The following is a 16,298-nucleotide window of genomic DNA, read 5'->3' on the forward strand; positions in this document are numbered from 1 at the left end:
CGCGCCGGAGCAGGCCTTCTACCGAAGGTCGCGCTCAGGGGCAACCACATTCTCGACGGCGACCGTTTCGATGATTCTCGTCGATGGCTCACCGACCAGCGCCGGCGCCGTCACACCCGTTTTCCACGTATCGTTCTGCAGCCGGCCCAGGAAGTCCACCGCCGCCGCCTGGGTATCGAAATCCATCTCCAGCATCACATAATCATGCTGGTCAAGCGGGCGCGAGATCCGGTATGACCGCACGCCCGACGCGGCGCGGTCCAGCGGATCACTGTCAAAAGCCCGCCGCCACATGGCAAAATCCCGGACCTGGTGTTCGATCTGCAGGGTAATCACTGAGGCGCTCCTGTCGACGGTCTACACGCCCAACTGTAGGCCCGGAAGGCCCCGCCAAGTAAGGAGCGTGGCCGAAGTGATATTTCCCGATGGCGTCCTACGCCGGCTGGGATCCGGTGCTCGTGCTGGTCGGGGCGTTGGCCTGATCGGCCTGGTGGCGTTGCCGGCGGCTCGCCAGCAGGAACGGCACCGCGATCAACTCGATCACGCCGCCGATCGCCAGCGACGCCGCGTAGCTGTACACATCGGCCGCCCGGCCGAGCAGCGGCTGGACCACCACGCCACCGCTTGAGCCCATGAGGGAATCGAAGCTGAGCACTGTGGCCCGTTGCTTCGAGGCGATCATGTCGTTCAGGTACGCCTGCCGCACCGGGATGCCCGCCGATGACACCATTGCCCAGACCGCCAGCAACACCAGGGCCACCCAGAACACGTGGGTGAACCCGAGCACCACCAGGATCATCGTGTCAAAGATGCTGCTCAGGATTAATACGGTGGTGCGCCGGCGGAAAAGGCGCCGGACCCGCGGAGCCATCCAGCCGCCGAGCACCTGTGCCCCGGCCACGATGGCCGCCGCGAGGCCCGCGATGGAATACGCGTGAGGGTCCCCATAAAGCTCAAGCAGGTACGGCTGGAGGGCGTAAAACACATAGATCCCGACGCCGGCGGTGAACGGCGCGGCCAGCATCACGTAACGTACGGGCGGATTCTTCAGGCCGTTCTCGATCGAGGCGTTGAGTACGGCCCGGGTCGCCTGAAGGGGATGGCTCGAGCGTTCGGGCGTGAACCCGACGTCGTGCATGAGCCCAAAGGCGACGGCGAACATGGCCAGCAGCACGCCCACGCGCAGCAGGAACGGCACGCCCAGATTGGTGGCCTGCGCAATCACGCCGCCGGCGACGGAACCGGCGAGCATCGCGACACCGGCGACCATCTGGCCCCGGCCGAGCACCGCCTCCATCCCGCCTTCATACCCCGAGAAGCGCAGGGCATCGACGAGCCAGGCCTCCACCGCTCCAGAGAAGAAAGTGAAGCCCAGGCCGAGCAGGACCGACACCACAGCCCACCACAAGAACGGGGCGGAAAACTGCCAGAGCAGGTAGTACAAGTAGGTCGAGACGGCGAGAGTCACGGTTCCGAGCAGGAAGGACACGCGGCGCCCCCAACCGTCGGCAACCACCCCGGTGGGCACCTCGAACAGCACCATGCCGGCCGTGAAGAAGGCATTTGCGGCAAACGCCTCGAAGTTACTGAGTCCGGCATCGAGCAGGAAGAGGGTGTTGATCCCCCAGATGAACGAGGCCGCAAGGGTATTGCCCAGCGTCAACGTCAGATAGATGCGCTGAATCTTTCGGGCGGCGGCGTTCATCGCGTCGCCGTCCCCGCCCGGGCGAGGAGGGAGCACGAGCCCATTCTCGTCTCCCCTGCCGGCGCGCGCCAGTGCAGATCAGGCTGAGGGCACGACGTGAATGATCGACCCGGAGCGGCCAGGCCTGYTCAGCTGCCCGGGGTCGTGTAGAACGACTGCCGGCGGGCGTATTCATGGACCCGGTCCAGGGTGGCGATCTGTTCGCGTGCCTTGGTGGCCAGTCCGTCGAACCTGGAACCGTCCAGTCCCAGATCGCCGGCGAGGTCGTGCAACGTCTGCCACAGCCCCAGTTTTCCCATCACCGCCGACCGCATGACCTCGGACTCCAGCACCAGCGTCATCGGCGAGCGGCTCACCACCCGCCCGTTGAGCTTGAGTCTGCCGRCACGCTCCGCGACCCACGCCGCCACCCGCCGCGGAGTTCGCCGCGGCAGGCCAAAATCCCCCACTAGTCCGCGCACGTACTCCCGCTCCTCCCTGATCTCGGTGGCAAGCGCCGCAAGTTCGGCGTGGAAGGGAGTGTCCGTGAAGTCGCGCGCCATGCGCTCTATGCGGCCCTGCCCCGCGGTGGCCCCCGCGACGTGGTCCGAGAGGTAGAGCCCGAACAATTTCTTATCGATCCTGCCGGAAATCTTCGGTGCCATGAAAGCCCCACTCTGGTCGAAGGGTTGCGTCGGGTTCACCACCCTACCGGAGCGCACGTCACGCCAAGAAGTACTGTCCCGGTGCGGAATCGCCGCGGGCCGGTGGCTGCTGGGCGTTCCGGAGTGAGCGTCCCGGTGCCAGACTTTATCCACTGGAGTAATGCCGAGGAGGAGGATCCTGGTGGCCCACACGGCTGAGGCCGTTTTGCACGACGGCACGAGAATTCCCATTCTGGTCAGCGGCGAAGGCCGGGCGCTTCTCATCCCCGCGAATTTGTCGCCGCGTTCAGCGTCGGAAGCCCAAACGATGCTCGACTGGGGCGCGGACCCTGACCTCGGGCCCAATCTTGTGGCGGGTCTCTCGCAGTCCTATCGGGTGGTCGTGGCCGACTACGAGGGGCACCGGATGGCGCACCCGGCGCCGGCTACTCTCACCCCGGAGAACGTCACCGCAGATTTGCTGGCTATCGCTGATGCGGCACACGCCGAGACCTTCGGGTACTACGGGTACTCCTGGCTGGCCCTGTGTGGTTTACAGCTGGCGATCCGCACAAATCGGCTCTGGGCGCTCGTCATGGGCGGATTCCCGCCACTCGAGGGCCCGTATGAAAGCATGTTGGCGGTGACGGAGGCGGCCCACACGGCGGCTGCCAGATCCCCGGAACAATCGCAGGCGGTCAACGTCCCGGTCGAACCAGGCGACTGGGATGCCGCCAGAATACAGACCAACGAAGCACAAACCCGGCAGTTCGTCACGCTGTACGAAGCGCTCCAAGGCTTCGACGATTCAACTGTTGGCGTGGCGCCGGATCTGCCCCGGCTTGCGTTCGCCGGCTCCGCCGATCAAATCGTTTACGGACCACGCTGGGGAGACGTGACGGTGCGAATCGGCGAACCGCTTGCGGCCCATGAGCGCGAGCTCATCGAGGCCGGGTGGGACGTGCAAGTACTCCCGGCACTTGATCACCTGAGCGCGATGCACAGCGACGTCGTCGTTCCCCTCCTGCAGACCTGGCTCGGCAAGGTGAGCCGGGAGCAGTAGGAAACGGATCCGATAAGTGGCACGTGCTATCTGCTCAGGCGGAAGACGTCGGCCTTGATCTCGTGGTGTCCGGTCTTGCGCTTGCCGGCCGGCGTCCCGTACAGGACCAAGGCAGCCCTGCCGCCGTCGAGCACGGTGATCCCCTCGGCATGGTCTTCACCCTCACCGAACGGCGCGTCGAATTCGCAGTGCAGGTCGCCTTTCTGAAGGACGGCCTCGGCTTGGGACGTCAGCGCATTCCGCCAGCGAAACACCGCTGTGCGCCCGTCGAGCTCCATAGTGGGTCCGGCCAGGACGAGCAGGTCTTCGCCGTGACGGCACAGGTCCCGCACGCCCAAACCATGCAGGTGGAGGAAATGCTTGCGGTAGCGCCGGTTGCCGGGGCCAATCGGCTGCGACTCCAGGCGGGTCCCGTCACCAACCTGGAGCTCGATGATCATCGCCCAGCCGCGCAGCACAGGCCCGCGCAATCCGATGAACACGCGGTTCCCGGCTGCGGCGAGGCCCTCGCAGTCAATACCGTTGTCCTTGCCCGGGATCGGGCGCGACCCGGTATGCGAGGTCTGTATGAAGCTCCCCAGGTGGGGGTCATCGGCCAGAAGATCCACCAGGTCCGCGCCCCGGCCAAGGCCCAATACGGCGGGCTGTTGCTGCTCCGTCGGGCGGCCGCCGGGTTCGAGGAGGGTCTTGGTGGAGAGCCGGGCCAACACCCGCCGGCGCTGGCTGACCTGCACCGTCGCCAGGGATCCCTGCGCCTCTGCGGGCGTGGCGTTGTTCTTGACCTGTTTGCGGGCCGCGCTGTGCGATCCGACCAGCCACAGCGTGTCACCTTCGACATCCAGGCCTTCGATGTCCATCTCACCGCTGTCCCCAGGCAGCTCAAGGAGGTGGGTGAGATCGAAGCTGCGATGGGCGCGCGCCCGGCCGCCGGCCTCAAGCGTGAGCCGCTCAAGGCTGGTTGTCTCATCATTGGCGACCCAAAGGTGGAGGCCCTGGCGGGCGACCGCGGACAACCCGTCGCGGAGGTCGGCCTTAGGATCGAGGGTGCTGCGCTGATCGAGTATGAGGGTGATTTCGCCGGAGGGCTCGTCCGGACGCGGCCATCCGCTCACCGGGGATCACCCCGCCTCATCAGCAACAGTCGGTCCCTCATTTCTGCTCCAATGCTTCAGGACGTCACCATCATCATCCACCGGTCTCACGCGCTAGCCCGGGTCGAGGGCGTCCCGCGCTCTCCGTTCGCGCAGCCAGGGGATGAGGCCGCCTGCCAGGAGCATGTCCACCTGACGGCTGGAGAGGCTGTGCCGCACAGGGTAGACCTCGCCGCGGGTCACGTTCTGCACGAGGATCTCCTTGCCTGTCATGAGGGCGTCGTGGAGTCCTGTCAGCGCGAGCATATCGCCTTGTTCGATGCGGTCGTGATCGGCGGCATTCGTGAACTCGAGTGCGAGGACGCCGAAATTAGCCAGGTTCTGCCAGTGGATCCGCGCGAACGAGACCGCCACCACTGCGCGCAGCCCGAGGAAGCGCGGGGTGATAGCGGCGTGTTCCCGTGAGGATCCCTGGCCGTAGTTCGTGCCGCCGACCAGGATGTGGCCCGTCGAGTCGCGGCTTCCTGCGGCGCGGGCGGGGTAGGTGGGGTCGACCTGGTCGAAGGTGAATTCGGCGAGTTTGGGGATGTTGCTGCGGTAGGGCAGAACCCGTGCACCGGCTGGCAGAATCTCATCCGTGGAGACATCATTGCCCACGACCAAGGCGACTGGTGCCTCGATGCGGTCGGCGAGGGGGCCGAATACGGGAAGCGAGGAAATGTTTTCGCCCTTGACCAGTGCTACCTGTGCCGCTTCCTCCGGCGCCAAGGGTTTCTCCAGCATTGCCAGGTTCACGCTCGACACGTCGGGAAGTTCGATCTCGGGGTATTCCAGGTCGAAGAGCTCTGTCAGGTCCCGCGGGTCGGTGATCGTTCCGGTGAGTGCGGCAGCCGCGGCCGTCTCCGGTGAGCAGAGGTAGACCGAGTCCTCCTTCGTGCCCGAGCGGCCGGGAAAGTTGCGCGGCATTGTGCGCAGGCTGTTGCTTCCGTTCGCGGGGGCCTGGCCCATACCGATACAGCCCATGCAGCCGCTCTGATGCAGCCGGGCTCCGGCGCTGATCAGATCAAACGTGGACCCCATTTTCGTGAGGTCCTGCAGGATTTGTCGGGAACTCGGATTGACGTCGAAAGACAGTCCGGGGTGGCACTGCCGCCCCTTCGTGATTGCGGCGACAATGGCGAAGTCGCGCAAGCCCGGGTTCGCTGAGGACCCAATCACGACCTGAGTCACCGCCCTGCCTGCAACCTCCCGCACCGGAACGACGTTGCCGGGTGAGCTGGGCAGGGCGATGAGCGGCTCGATCGTGGAGAGGTCGATCTCGTCGGTCACGTCGTAGGTGGCATCGGAATCGGCGAGGAGTTCGGTGAAGTCGCCCTCGCGCTGTTCGGAGCGCAGGAAGGCCCGGACCTGGTCGTCGGCCGGGAAGACCGTGCTGGTTGCACCGAGTTCGGCGCCCATGTTGGCGATCACGTGCCGGTCCATAGCGCTCAGGGTGGCGAGGCCGGGACCGTGGTATTCGATGATCCGGTCCCTGCCGCCCTTCACGCCGTGCCGGCGCAGCATTTCGAGAATGACGTCCTTGGCGCTGGTCCACGGCGGCAGCTTGCCGGTAAGCCGGACGCCCCAGATCTCCGGCATCTTCAGGTAGAGCGGCTCGCCCGCGATTGCCAGGGCTACCTCGGTGCCGCCGACGCCGATTGCCAGCATCCCCAGTGAACCTGCGGCCGGGGTATGGCTGTCGGAGCCGACCATGGTTTTGCCCGGACTGCCGAACCGTTGCATGTGCGTCGGATGCGACACCCCGTTGCCGGCCTTCGAGAACCACAGACCAAACCGGCGGCAGGCCGAGCGGAGAAAATCATGGTCCTCCGCGTTCCTGCTGTCAGCCTGCAACAGGTTGTGGTCCACGTACTGCACGGATACTTCAGTTTGTGCCTGGTCGAGCCCTAGGGCCTCCAGTTCAAGCATGACCAGCGTCCCGGTCGCGTCCTGGGTGAGGGTCTGATCGATATGCAAAGCAATCTCATGTCCGGGAATCATCTCCCCGGCCACCAGATGGGATGCTATGAGCTTTTGGGCCACGTTGTGGGCCACGGTGGGCTTCCTTACTCGATGGGGAGGCCGGACGCCGCCGTCGACAATGAACCGGCCACCGGGCACTCCCTATCCCCAAAATAGTCCACTCCCGGCGCCGGGAACAGTGGAGATTAGACGCCCTCTGGCAAGGATGCCTGGGCGGTACCGGCGCTCGTGGTATTCCAGGAGCTGAGGAAGGCCAGGGCCGCAGCCAATCCCGCACTGAGCACAACGGCTCCCAGCCACATCGACACGGGCCATTGAATCGATGAACCCACGGCGATGCCGGCCAGTTGGCCTGTCCAGATCAGTGCCGCCAGTATTGCGGTGACCGCCGGCAGCCGGCGCCTCAGCCACGGCCCCGGCCGTCGGGCGAGCAGCACGTCAGCCACGACCGCGGCAGCCATGGCCCCGGCCGCGCCGGCGACCGCTGCCGGGCGCAGCCCCGACATGGCCAGGGGCAGCCACGCCACCACGGCGACCAGGATGGTGGCAATGCCGTAGGGCGGCCGACRGGATCCGGAGAGGGTGTAGAGGAAGGGGGCGATGATCAGCGCTGTGGTCACCAGATAGCTGGCCAGTCCGAGGGCCGGGGGCAGCTCCGCCTGGGTGTGCCCGGGGCTCCCGATCGGCGTCTGTAGATATGGGACGGCCGGCGGGGTACGGACGAAGGCCGAGCAGTAGATGAGGAAGAAGGCCCCCAGGCCGGTCATCAGGGCGAGAGACAGTACTGCAGGCGGCGTCCATTTGAAGGCCTCTGAGCCGCTGGCGGCCCGTGCACTACGGATGCCGGTGCCGAGGATGAGGAAGAGGCTGAACCCCAGCAGCAAGTGTGTGGGGCTCACCAGCGCATCCAGGGAGACTTCGATGCCCAGGATCTCATGCCAGGCCAGATCCAGAACGCCGGCGACGGCGAAAAGGACGAGTCCGGTGACCGTGCCCCGGTAGCCGGCCGGTACCGACCGGGTCAACGGCCGCCCTGGCTGACGGTTCCTCCAGATCACGCTTGCCGTCCACGCGGCGGTGGCCACGAGGCCCGAATATAGCGCTGCGTGCCATGGGGTGAAGAAGGTTTCCAGTCCGGGAAGGTGCAGGTGGGCCCAGCCGTCCAGGAAGACTGCCAGGAGGAGCCAGATGCCCAGCAGTTCCGTCACAAGATCGTTCCGGGCCCCTGCCCGGAGGGTCCGTGCTGCCGTGTCAACCATGGTCGCTCTCCTCGCACTCAACGTGACTACCGTCCCTCACATGGGCGCGGTCATCTGGAGCCCGGGCAGCAGCTCCGGGTGGGCCGGGACGAACAGCGCGAAAACAATCAGTGAGACTCCAGTGATCCGGCTCAGGGCGGGCCCGTATTTCCACGTCTTCTCCAGGAAGATGACTACCGTGAGCACCGCCATCCATGCCAGGTTCATCACGCCAACAGCAATCAGCACCACCATGAGTCCCCAACAGCAGCCCACGCAATACACGCCGTGGTACATGCCGACCCGGACATCCCGCAGGCGGCCCTTGTACCCGGATACGTGCAGCAGGAATGCTATGGGCGACCGGCAGTGCCTGAGACAGAAATCCTTCAGCGGGGTCAGCTGGTAGGCGCCGGCCGCCACAAGCACTCCAGCTCCGACCCAAGGTGCGATATCCGCCTCGTCCTCAGCCAGCAGCGCAGACAGCGCCGCGGCCGCGTAGGCAACGACTCCGAATCCGATCCACGTCAAAAGGTAACCGCCGACCAGAGCAGTTGTCCGGATGGCCCGGACCCGGCGGCTGCGGACGGCACGGATGGACCTGAGGTACGTCGAAGTGAGAGGCGCGAGCGCCGGCAACATCATGGCTGCCATCATCAGCGTCCACACGCCCAGGAAACCCCAGAGCCCCAGTCCCATGGTTCCCGGGCCTGTGGACATGTCGGCGAGGCCTACGAAAGTCAGATACCACGCCAGTGCGGCGCACCCGATCAACGCCAACTCTGCGGCATGGTGGCTAACTGTCAGGCCGCTCCTGCCCGGCACCTAAGCGGACCAGGCGAAGGGGGCCGAGAAGGAGTTCTTCCCGGCGTTATCCCAAGTCATCCCGAACACGTCGACGCGGGCGGTGCTGGATGTGCCGGCTGCCAGAGTGTCGGCCGGGAATCCGACCCCGCTAAGTTTCACGCCTCGCCCGGTGGAATCAAATGGATTCATGAAGTCCTCGACCACCATCTCGACTGCACTGCCAATGCGGACCTGGTGGACACGCCCGTTGTCGGCGTAGGCCATGTCCAGGGATTCCATGCCTGCCATTTCACCGATCAAGGGGGCGAGGCCCTCCATCGGTCCGCCGAGCTGTCCGCCGAAGACTGCACCGAGCGCTTCGGCCTGCTCAGCTGAGGCGGCGGCATCCATCAGAACGCCGACCTTCCAGCCCCCGTCACTCATCAGAGCCGGGGTGTCGGCTAGGACGCAGACTGTCAGACCGCCGACGTCGACACCGTTCACTTCGCCGGTTTCGACGTGGAAGGCCAAGGCCACGTTGCATCGTTCGTTATCCGCCGGCGCGGTCTGCCCTGAAGCCGTACACGGGCAGACCATGTCGCAGTTGCAATTCTCAAAATATGTACCCTCGAGATGCCACGGCATTTGGGGCTCCTTTCGAAGAGGCCCCCCAAAAATAAAGTCTCCTCGCGGCCCTGAACAGTGTCAACGGTGGATGGTGACCGTGCATGAGGCCCTCCGGGCCCGGCTAACTGGCCGGCGTCACGACGTCCTCCAGCACTGACCTGTCGAAGAATCGGACTTCGCCGGTTGCCTCGAAGAACACTGGAACTACTGAAGTGCTCGGGTCCTTCGAGGTTTCGTAGATCTCGGGCGCGCTCCCGTGTTTTCGCGCGATGGTTCCAACCAGGTCAGTGCCGCGAACCCGGACGGTTCGATATTTATAGCTCATTTGGATCCTTTCATCTGCCGACCCCTTCGTCTGCCAAGGCAAACCCTACTCCCGAAAAAGCGTCGGCCAGCCGCTACTTGCGTGCCAGAATCCTCATATGACCAAGGAACGAAGTGAACTGAAGAGCACCGGATACGAGATCTTCATCGGTATCCTTTCGATCCTGTCGATCCTCAATCTCGTGCTCTTGTATGTCGTGCAGGACCAATACCTCGACAGCGTACTCACCGTGATGAACGCCATTTTCAGTGTGATCTTCCTCGCTGACTTCCTCTACCGGATCATCACCGCGCCATCGGCCGGCGCCTATTTCTTCAAGCACTTCGGCTGGGCCGACCTGTTGGCCAGCGTGCCTGTCGCGCAATTCAAGATCCTGCGCATCTTCCGGCTGATCCGGGTGTACCGCCTGCTCCGCGAGGTCGGCATTCGCGCGATCAGCCGCGCGCTGATCAAGGATCGGGCCGGCAGCTCTCTGTACATACTGCTGCTCATGGGCATTCTCGTGCTGGAATTCGGAAGCTTCGCCATGCTCCGCGTCGAGCAGTACGCCCCGGGGGCCAACATCACGACCGCCTCGGACGCCATCTGGTACACGATCGTCACGATCTCGACAGTCGGATACGGTGACCAGTATCCGGTCACCGAACCGGGCCGAATCATCGGGGCAGGCATCATTGTCCTCGGAGTCGGCATCTTCGGCACATTCACCGGCTACCTGGCCAACTTCTTCCTGTCCCCCAAGAGTCCCGCACCGCCGGTCGATGCGGCTGGCACGGGCACCGCGACGGTCGACGGACTCCGCCTGCGCCTCGAAGAGTCCGAAGCCAAGCTCACCGAGATCAGAAAGCTGCTTGCCGGGCCAACCGGGTGAACGTCTCCCCGTAGTCGCTCGGGGATGTTGCAACGCAACGCTTCGCCCCATAGCTGCCGCCATCTGACCCGGCACCGCCTGTTGAAGGATCGCTCATCCCGACGGGGGCGTGAACTGGCTGGCGGTGAACTCCGCTCCCTGGGGGTCCCGGATCAGTGCCGTGCGCGTCCACTCGGTGTCGTTTTGGCTTAGGACTTGGGCGCCGAGTCGCTTTGCATCAACCACCGTCTGGTCCCGGTCGGCAACGGTGAACGAGACGTGCCAGTGCGACGGCTCGCCGGGGGCGGTGGGCGCGATCCAGGCGATCGCGTCCTCGAAGCCAGGTGGGGCGGCCAGCCCTGACTGCCTGGCCCTGATGCCGGGATCGACTGTCGCCTCAAGGTGATCACCATAACCGGGCCTGCGGATCATCATGGCGAAGCCGAGGTCGTCGACCTGCCAGCCGAACGCGTCTTCGTAGAACTTAATGGCCGCGCCGGGGTTAGGCGTGTGGAGATCGCTGAAATTCCAGGCCCCTGGCTGATTGGCCACTTGTGCCCCCAAGCGTCGCCTGGCCTGCCAGATGCGGAACTCGGCGCCCTCCGGATCGGTCAGGACCGCACTGYGGCCGCCCTCGCCCGCATCGGCAGGCGCAGATCGCACCGTAGCGCCGGCAGCGACCAGTCGCTGCACCGCTGCATCCGCGTCCTCGACCGATACGTAGGTACTCCACGCAGCGGCACCCTGGGTGCCGGCCATCCCAGCGACGTCTTCGCCGTCGAGCTTTGCTATCAAGTACCGGCCCCTTGCTCCCGCCGGCATGGCGTCCTCAAACGTCCAGCCGAAGATTCCGGCGTAGAACTCGGCGGCCGCCTCGACGTCAGGCTGCTCGGTGTCGATCCAACTCGGGACGCCCTGCGGGTAGGTCCGTTGGGTCATGTCTCGCTCCCGTCCATGGACATAGCCTAGCGATCCCGAGCCTGGCCGGGCCCTCAACTTCTCTATTAGGTAGTCTTACTAGGCACGCTTCCATCAGAGGCGAGGAGGTTGAAGTGGCCGGACATAGGGAATTGGTGGATTCTCCGGAGAGTGACTGTGGCGTTCTGATCGTGGACGCTGAGGACGCTTGACGGGTCTTTCGGACCCCGGACTGGAAGAATCCGTTATAGGGCGAGCCCTTGCCGGGTCCGGCGCATGCGGCCGCCCTCAACAAAAGGTGGGGTAGCAATGGCGTCAGGCTCAAAATCCGAAAAGAAACGCGGCGTCCTTTTCGACGTCGATGGGACCTTGATTGACTCCAGCTATTTCCACGCCCTTGCCTGGTGGCAGGCGTTCCGGCGGGAGGGGCTGGACATCCAGATCTCCGCCATCCACCGCTGCGTTGGCATGGGCGGCGACAAGCTCATCGAACACTTGGTTCCCGGGTGCACCAAGGACATGCAGGAAGGCTTCAAATCCGCGCACGGCGCCGTGTTCTCCACCTTCTGGCCTTCCCTGCGGCCTTTCGACTCTGCCCGGGACCTCCTGGCCGCGTGCTCCGGCGCCGGGCTGGCCGTGGGCTTGGCATCTTCGGCGCAGCAGCGCGACCTGGACGTCACCCGGCGCCTCCTGGACGCCGGCACGTCCATCGATGCGTGGACCAGTTCCAACGACGCCGACGAGAGCAAGCCCGCTCCCGACATCCTCCTAGCGTGCCTGGACAAGCTTGAACTCAGCCCGGCGGACGTCGTGTATGTTGGCGACGCCGTCTGGGACGTGTTGGCCGCCGCGGCAATCGGAGTTCCCGCCATCGCCCTGACCTGCGGCGGAATCAGCGAAGCCGAGCTGCGGGAGGCCGGCGCCGCAGAGGTATACGACAATCCGCGGCACCTGTTGGAGAACCTTGAAAGCAGCGCTATTGGAAAGCTGAGCGCCGGATCGCAGGGCGCCTAAGCTTCTCGTCGCGGGTCTGTACATTGAGCCCGATAAGCGTAGTCGAGGCCCAGTGCCGTGCACAGCCCCTGCCCAGGGGCCTCCGATCGCATGAACTGCCAGCCCCCGGCAGCACGGACTGGAATTCGTAGTCCGTGCTGCCCATCGGGTGTCCTGCCTCTCCTACCCTCGGAGCCGTGCTGTCAGTTCGCCTCGGCGCCGGCCTCGGCCTCGACGGTCGCGCCGGCGAGCCGGAGCCAGGTATCCACCACGGTGTCGGGGTTCAAGGAGACGGAATCGATGCCTTCCTCGACCAGCCACTCGGCGAAGTCCGTGTGGTCGCTGGGACCCTGGCCGCAGATGCCGACATACTTGCCGCGCGCCTTGCAGGCCTTGATGGCCATGCTCAGGAGCTTCTTGACGGCGGGGTCGCGTTCGTCGAAGCCGCCAGAGACAATCGCGGAATCCCGGTCCAGGCCCAGGGCCAGCTGGGTCATGTCATTGGAGCCGATGGAGAATCCGTCGAAGTAGTCCAGGAACTCGTCGGCGAGCAGGGCGTTGGACGGGATCTCGCACATCATGATCACCTCGAGGCCGTTCTCGCCGCGGGTGAGGCCATTCTCCCCCAACAGTTCAATGACGCCGCGGGCCTCGTCCAAGGTCCGCACGAAGGGGATCATCAGCTTGACGTTGGTAAGCCCCATCTCGTTGCGGACGAAGGACAGGGCCTCGCACTCAAGGTCGAAGCAGTCCCGGAAGGATGGCTCCAGATACCGTGAGGCACCGCGGAAGCCGATCATCGGGTTCTCCTCATGCGGCTCGTAGGCGGGTCCGCCAATGAGGTTGGCGTACTCGTTGGACTTGAAGTCGGACATGCGCACAATCACGGGTTCCGGCGCGAAGGCCGCCGCGATGGTGGACACGCCTTCGGCCAGGCGCTTGATGTAGTAGTCGCGCGGGCTGTCGTACGCCGCGATCCGCCCACGGATTTCCGCGGCGACGTCAGCCGGCTGCTCGTCCAGGTTCAGCAGCGCCTTGGGGTGGATGCCGATCTGGCGGTTGATGATGAATTCGAGCCGGGCCAGGCCCACCCCGTGGTTGGGCAGCTGCGCGAAGGTGAACGCCTGCTCCGGGGTGCCGACATTCATCATGACCTTGACGGGAGCCTCGGGAAGCTGGGTGATCTCGGTTTCCTCGACGCTGAAGTCCAGGAGGCCCTCATAGATGACACCGGTCTCGCCGTCGGCGCAGGAGACGGTCACCTCTAGGCCGTCGGAAAGCACGTCGGTGGCCGCGCCGGTGCCGACGACGGCGGGAATCCCCAGTTCCCGGGCAATGATGGCCGCGTGACAGGTGCGTCCGCCGCGGTTGGTCACAATGGCGGAGGCGCGCTTCATGATCGGTTCCCAGTCCGGGTCGGTCATGTCGGCGACGAGGACGTCGCCGGTCTTGAAGGCGGCCATCTGGTCGATCGACGTGAGGATGCGGACGCTGCCGGCGCCGATGCGCTGACCGATGGCGCGGCCCTCGACCAGCACCCGGCTGGTCCCGTTGAGCCGGAAACGGCTCAGGCTGCCGGAGGCCCGGCGGGACTGCACGGTCTCCGGGCGCGCCTGCAGGATGTACAGGCCGCCGTCGATCCCGTCCTTGCCCCATTCGATGTCCATCGGGCGGCCGTAGTGGTTCTCGATGGCGACGGCGTGCCGGGCGAGCTGCTCGACGTCGTCGTCGCTGAGGCTGAAGCGGTTCCGCAAGGAGGCCTCGACCGGGACGAAGTCGATGGTGCGGCCGATTTCGCGGCTGGCCGTGTAGGTCATCTGGAGGGCCTTCTCGCCCAGTCCGCGTTTGAGGATGGCCGGCCGGCCGGCCTGCAGCGCGGGCTTGTATACGTAGAACTCGTCGGGGTTGACGGCGCCTTGGACGACGGCCTCGCCGAGGCCGTAGGAGGACGTGACGAAGACGGCGTCCTGGAACCCGGACTCCGTGTCCATGGTGAACATGACGCCGGAGGCCCCGACGTCGGAGCGCACCATGCGCTGGATGCCTGCCGAGAGCGCCACCTCGGCGTGCTCGAACTTGTGGTGCACCCGGTAGGCAATCGCCCGGTCGTTGTAGAGGGACGCGAACACATCCTTGATGGCGAGCAGGATGTTCTCGATGCCGCGGACGTTCAGGAACGTTTCCTGCTGCCCGGCGAAGGAGGCGTCGGGGAGGTCTTCCGCCGTGGCGCTCGAACGCACGGCCCAGGACAGGTCCTCAGAGCCGCCGTGCTTGTCCACCAACTGCTGGTAGGAGGCGCGGATCTGCGCTTCGAAGTCCGGCAGGAAGGGCGTCTCACGCATGAGGGCCCGGATTTCCTGCCCGGCTGCGGCGAGGGCGGTGACATCGTCGGTGTCCAGACCGACCAGCCGGTCGGCGATCTTCTGGTCCAGACCGGAATCCGCCAGGAAGTTGCGGTAGGCATCCGCGGTGGTGGCGAAGCCGTCCGGGACCTGGACGCCGGCAGAGGTCAGGTTCTGCACCATCTCGCCGAGGGAGGCGTTCTTTCCACCCACCCGGTCCAGGTCCTTGAGTCCGAGTTCTGAGAACCACAGGATGTCTGTCGTCATTTTTGCTGCTCCTTTGCAGATGATGGCATGCAAGTGCGCCGCCCGCTCGCGGCGATGGCCGGTTGATGGGCGCAAGTTCTGTCCACATTGACAGGTCTCCAGCACACTTTCCACATGACGTGCGCCACACCCGGCTTGTGAAATTTTTCCCTAATGCTTGAGGTTCATCCGCTGCAGGATGGTGGCCGCCATTTCCTCCACAGACACCGTCGCTGAATTCAGGTACGGAATTCTGTGGGAGACGTACAACTGCTCGGCGCTTCGCAGTTCGAAGCCGCACTGCCGCAACGACGCGTAGGGTGAGCCGCGGCGCCGTTCGGTGCGGATCTGGCTCAGGCGCAGGGGGTTGGAGGAGAGTCCGAAACATTTCTCAACGAAAGGCCTCAGCGGTTTGGGGAGCCCTTCGCGTTCAAAGTCTTCGTCCACCAGCGGGAAGTTCGCGGCGAAAATGCCGTGCTGCAGCGCCAAGTACATGGTGGTGGGAGTCTTTCCGCAGCGGGACGGCGCCACCAGGATGACTTGGGCCTTTTCCAGCGCCCGCAGGCTCTGGCCGTCGTCGTGTTCCATGGCGTATTCGACGGCTGCCATCCGGGATTGATAACGCTCCGCATTGCCCAGGCCGTGGGCCCTGCCGGGTTCGCCGCTGGCCGGGGAACCGAGGGCCTGCTCCAGCTGCCCTACGTGTGTCCCGATGAGGTCCACGATGATTCCCTGGCACGTCGCCAGGACCTGGCGGATGTCGCTGCTGACCGCGGTGGAAAAGACGATCGGCTGCAGGCCGGTGGCGGCCAGTTTGTCGATAGTGCCGACCACGGTCCTGGCCTGCTCGACTGTCGTAATGAAGGGGACCGTGATGCGGTCAAAGTGATTCGCGGGGAACTGCGTCAGCAAAGTGTTGCCGAGCGTTTCCGCGGTGATGCCAGTGCTGTCCGAAAGGAAGTAGACAGGCCGAAGATCGTCTTTGGTCATGAACGCATTCTCCACCAGGAACGGTCCCCGCCCGGCATCGGGCAGCCGGCAGGCCCTTACCGTGCCCCGGCCACAGACGTAGACTGCTCGCTGACAAACGCCACCAGCTATCCGGGAGATGGACATGAGCTATGCAGGGACCGGGAACGAGAAGGCCGTCGCGGCAAGCGACCTTAACCGGACACATGTCGGACTGACCGTGAGCTTCCAGCCGGACGAATTTACCGTGGTCTTCGGCCGGATTGGCGCCATTGCCCGCAAGGAGGGCGGTGTGACCATCGCGCTGGCAGGGGTGGACGGTGCGGGTGGCCTGCCGTCCCATTACAGCCTGCCGTCCGCCCAACTGGTGTACGTCCAGCCGGACATGCTCACCAATACCGAGTCGGCCGTCAAGGATTTGTTCGGCAAGGTGCAGGAGAATCTGCGGAGCCACAAGGGAGATTAGCGGCCGGACGCCTTCTAGGGACCCTTGTCTGCGT

The 16,298-nt window shown here is 65.0% G+C and carries 16 protein-coding genes; 4 read left to right on the forward strand and 12 right to left on the reverse strand.

What is annotated here, in order from left to right:
* Positions 1–18: 18 nt before the first annotated feature.
* The 3 genes from AC1DZQ_RS12315 to AC1DZQ_RS12325 form a co-directional block, all read right to left on the reverse strand.
* Positions 19–336, reverse strand: a complete 318-nt coding sequence (locus AC1DZQ_RS12315) for a hypothetical protein (RefSeq protein WP_476963789.1) — start codon at positions 334–336, stop codon at positions 19–21.
* Between the two features lie 97 nt (positions 337–433).
* Complete coding sequence (locus tag AC1DZQ_RS12320) at positions 434–1,705, reverse strand: MFS transporter (RefSeq protein ID WP_476963901.1); 1,272 nt, start codon at positions 1,703–1,705, stop codon at positions 434–436.
* Positions 1,706–1,833: 128 nt separating this feature from the next.
* On the reverse strand, positions 1,834–2,349 hold the full coding sequence (locus AC1DZQ_RS12325; RefSeq protein WP_476963790.1) for a hypothetical protein: 516 nt from the start codon (positions 2,347–2,349) through the stop codon (positions 1,834–1,836).
* 181 nt (positions 2,350–2,530) lie between these two features.
* Between AC1DZQ_RS12325 and AC1DZQ_RS12330 the strand changes: the two genes are divergently transcribed.
* Complete coding sequence (locus AC1DZQ_RS12330) at positions 2,531–3,391, forward strand: alpha/beta hydrolase (protein ID WP_476963791.1); 861 nt, start codon at positions 2,531–2,533, stop codon at positions 3,389–3,391.
* A gap of 26 nt (positions 3,392–3,417) precedes the next feature.
* Here the strand turns inward: AC1DZQ_RS12330 and AC1DZQ_RS12335 are convergent, their stop codons facing one another.
* The 6 genes from AC1DZQ_RS12335 to AC1DZQ_RS12360 all read right to left on the reverse strand — a co-directional run bounded on the left by AC1DZQ_RS12335 (position 3,418) and on the right by AC1DZQ_RS12360 (position 9,480).
* A complete protein-coding gene (locus AC1DZQ_RS12335; protein WP_476963792.1) occupies positions 3,418–4,503 on the reverse strand; it encodes a DUF3616 domain-containing protein in 1,086 nt (361 codons plus the stop codon).
* A 93-nt stretch (positions 4,504–4,596) separates the two neighbouring features.
* The gene (locus AC1DZQ_RS12340) at positions 4,597–6,576 is read right to left on the reverse strand and encodes an aconitate hydratase (protein WP_476963793.1); all 1,980 of its coding nucleotides are present in this window, start codon (positions 6,574–6,576) and stop codon (positions 4,597–4,599) included.
* A 113-nt stretch (positions 6,577–6,689) separates the two neighbouring features.
* Positions 6,690–7,763 carry a hypothetical protein gene (locus AC1DZQ_RS12345; RefSeq protein ID WP_476963794.1) on the reverse strand — a complete coding sequence of 358 codons (1,074 nt, stop codon included), beginning with the start codon at positions 7,761–7,763 and terminating at the stop codon, positions 6,690–6,692.
* Between the two features lie 36 nt (positions 7,764–7,799).
* On the reverse strand, positions 7,800–8,462 hold the full coding sequence (locus AC1DZQ_RS12350) for a DUF2182 domain-containing protein (RefSeq protein WP_476963795.1): 663 nt from the start codon (positions 8,460–8,462) through the stop codon (positions 7,800–7,802).
* Between the two features lie 105 nt (positions 8,463–8,567).
* The gene (locus tag AC1DZQ_RS12355) at positions 8,568–9,173 is read right to left on the reverse strand and encodes a DUF1326 domain-containing protein (RefSeq protein WP_476963796.1); all 606 of its coding nucleotides are present in this window, start codon (positions 9,171–9,173) and stop codon (positions 8,568–8,570) included.
* A 103-nt stretch (positions 9,174–9,276) separates the two neighbouring features.
* Positions 9,277–9,480 carry a hypothetical protein gene (locus AC1DZQ_RS12360; RefSeq protein WP_476963797.1) on the reverse strand — a complete coding sequence of 68 codons (204 nt, stop codon included), beginning with the start codon at positions 9,478–9,480 and terminating at the stop codon, positions 9,277–9,279.
* 97 nt (positions 9,481–9,577) lie between these two features.
* On the opposite strand from AC1DZQ_RS12360, the gene AC1DZQ_RS12365 reads away from it, so the two are divergent.
* Positions 9,578–10,351: an ion transporter gene (locus AC1DZQ_RS12365; protein ID WP_476963798.1), complete on the forward strand. Its 774-nt coding sequence runs from the start codon at positions 9,578–9,580 to the stop codon at positions 10,349–10,351.
* 93 nt (positions 10,352–10,444) lie between these two features.
* Here the strand turns inward: AC1DZQ_RS12365 and AC1DZQ_RS12370 are convergent, their stop codons facing one another.
* The gene (locus AC1DZQ_RS12370; protein WP_476963799.1) at positions 10,445–11,269 is read right to left on the reverse strand and encodes a VOC family protein; all 825 of its coding nucleotides are present in this window, start codon (positions 11,267–11,269) and stop codon (positions 10,445–10,447) included.
* 288 nt (positions 11,270–11,557) lie between these two features.
* Here AC1DZQ_RS12370 and AC1DZQ_RS12375 point away from each other — a divergent pair, with 288 nt between their 5' ends.
* Positions 11,558–12,262 (forward strand): HAD family hydrolase, encoded by a 705-nt coding sequence (locus AC1DZQ_RS12375; RefSeq protein WP_476963800.1) that lies wholly within the window; start codon positions 11,558–11,560, stop codon positions 12,260–12,262.
* Between the two features lie 182 nt (positions 12,263–12,444).
* On the opposite strand, the gene ppsA is transcribed toward AC1DZQ_RS12375, so the two are convergent.
* Positions 12,445–14,850 carry a phosphoenolpyruvate synthase gene (ppsA, locus tag AC1DZQ_RS12380; RefSeq protein WP_476963801.1) on the reverse strand — a complete coding sequence of 802 codons (2,406 nt, stop codon included), beginning with the start codon at positions 14,848–14,850 and terminating at the stop codon, positions 12,445–12,447.
* A 150-nt stretch (positions 14,851–15,000) separates the two neighbouring features.
* Entirely contained in the window at positions 15,001–15,819 is an 819-nt protein-coding gene (locus tag AC1DZQ_RS12385) for a pyruvate, water dikinase regulatory protein (RefSeq protein ID WP_018772686.1), read from the reverse strand.
* 124 nt (positions 15,820–15,943) lie between these two features.
* On the opposite strand from AC1DZQ_RS12385, the gene AC1DZQ_RS12390 reads away from it, so the two are divergent.
* Entirely contained in the window at positions 15,944–16,264 is a 321-nt protein-coding gene (locus AC1DZQ_RS12390) for a hypothetical protein (RefSeq protein ID WP_476963802.1), read from the forward strand.
* The last annotated feature ends 34 nt before the right edge of the window (positions 16,265–16,298 follow it).

It is taken from the genome of Arthrobacter sp. P1_C12_2 (assembly GCF_056406415.1).

Coding starts and splice junctions, on each gene's coding strand:
- AC1DZQ_RS12355 (WP_476963796.1), bottom strand. CDS start 9,173: ATGCCGTGGCATCTCGAGGGTACATATTTTGAGAATTGCAACTGCGAC.
- AC1DZQ_RS12360 (WP_476963797.1), bottom strand. CDS start 9,480: ATGAGCTATAAATATCGAACCGTCCGGGTTCGCGGCACTGACCTGGTT.
- AC1DZQ_RS12385 (WP_018772686.1), bottom strand. CDS start 15,819: ATGACCAAAGACGATCTTCGGCCTGTCTACTTCCTTTCGGACAGCACT.
- AC1DZQ_RS12375 (WP_476963800.1), top strand. CDS start 11,558: ATGGCGTCAGGCTCAAAATCCGAAAAGAAACGCGGCGTCCTTTTCGAC.
- AC1DZQ_RS12390 (WP_476963802.1), top strand. CDS start 15,944: ATGAGCTATGCAGGGACCGGGAACGAGAAGGCCGTCGCGGCAAGCGAC.
- ppsA (WP_476963801.1), bottom strand. CDS start 14,850: ATGACGACAGACATCCTGTGGTTCTCAGAACTCGGACTCAAGGACCTG.
- AC1DZQ_RS12320 (WP_476963901.1), bottom strand. CDS start 1,705: ATGAACGCCGCCGCCCGAAAGATTCAGCGCATCTATCTGACGTTGACG.
- AC1DZQ_RS12350 (WP_476963795.1), bottom strand. CDS start 8,462: ATGTCCACAGGCCCGGGAACCATGGGACTGGGGCTCTGGGGTTTCCTG.
- AC1DZQ_RS12365 (WP_476963798.1), top strand. CDS start 9,578: ATGACCAAGGAACGAAGTGAACTGAAGAGCACCGGATACGAGATCTTC.